1 protein-coding gene is annotated in these 1,472 nt (G+C 56.4%); it reads left to right on the top strand.

The window, feature by feature from the left end; genetic code table 11:
* Positions 1-1,472, top strand: a 1,472-nt coding sequence (locus tag D7Y21_RS42140; protein WP_370039932.1) for a hypothetical protein, incomplete at both ends; no start/stop codon positions are given.

Consider the following 1,472-nt stretch of genomic DNA (forward strand, 5'->3'; position numbering starts at 1 on the left):
GTGTGGGAGGACCTGAGCGGAACGGGTGGCGACACCAGCGGCCGGGCCATTCGTGGACAGTTGTTTAAAGCTGACGGCTCACCGAAGGGCGGGGAGCTTCTGATCAACACGACGACGGCTGGCGATCAGATGAACCCGGAGCTGGCCGTATTGGACGATGACCGCTTCGCTGTCACATGGGAGAGTGTACAAGGTACCACTGGTGGCATTCGTGCAAGTGTATTTAATTCCGAAGGATTACTTTTCGATACGGAAAAGCTTGTCTTTTCGTTCATTGGCCGCCAACAGAAATATTCCAAAGCTGCTTTTGTGAAAGATGGCAATAACAAAGATTGGTTGATTGTCGGTAATAGTGATTATTATGCTGATCAGGTGTATCGAACTGGTTATCGCCTCGAGCCAACATCTGTTGTTCAAGCGTATCAGTCTACTAACAATGACTATGCTCCTACATCCGAGGTCGAGATGGTCGGATTAGGAGATCGTTACGCTATCTTCAGTAAATGGAGAGGGCTAAGCTTCGCCCTTAACATTTTTAGGACTGATGGTGCTTCGCATAGGATTGCATTGCCAGCCTCGACAGCCAATTACGCTAAGGACCAATTAGACACGGCTGTGCTGGCGGATGGCAAGTTCGTGCTGGTCTACCGCACGACGGACCTTGTCGATGGGTCCAGCAGCTCGATCCGGGCGCAGATGTTCAACAACGACGGCACGTTGTTCGGCTCCGACTTCCAGGTCAACTCGTCTACCACAGGTGCTCAGACCACGCCTCAAGTGACGGCGTTGGCCACCGGCGGTTTCGCGATCGTCTTCAACGACTATGTTGACAGCAACGACGTCGCCCGCATCCGCACCTTCGACGCTAAAGGCGTTCCGCAGGGCAATGACGAGCGCATCTTCGCCACCCACGGTCAGAACGGCCCCACCATTACGGGCCTGGCTGACGGACGCATCATGTTCGCCTGGACAGAAAACTCGACCGGCACCAATGACGGCGTCGACATTCGCGGCCAGATCTTCGACATGCGCACCAGCGCCGTGACCGTCAAAGGCACGGCTGGAGCCGACCACTATTATGGCACCGCTTGGAACGACACCTTCACGGGCGCTGGCGGCAACGACACCCTTGAGGGCGGCGGCGGCACGAATACAGCGATCTTCTCCGGGAATGCGTCCGCCTATACGGTGACTCAAAACAGCGATGGAACCACCACAGTCACCGGTCCGGACGGCACCGACACCCTCAAGAATATCCGCATCCTGCAATTCAAGGACCAGACTGTGTTGCCGGCAGGAAATACTGCTCCATCGGCGCCTTCGCTGTCGAGCACGCAAGCGTCCGAGGACATGCTCACGACCTCAATTGTGGCGACGCTTGCGAGTGCTGATGCCGACGGGGATCCGCTCACCTACAGCCTGGACGCGACCGACGGGCCGTTCCGGATTGATGGCAACCTGCTTGTGCTGAC

Source organism: Corallococcus sp. AB045, assembly GCF_003668895.1.
GTDB lineage: Bacteria > Myxococcota > Myxococcia > Myxococcales > Myxococcaceae > Corallococcus > Corallococcus coralloides.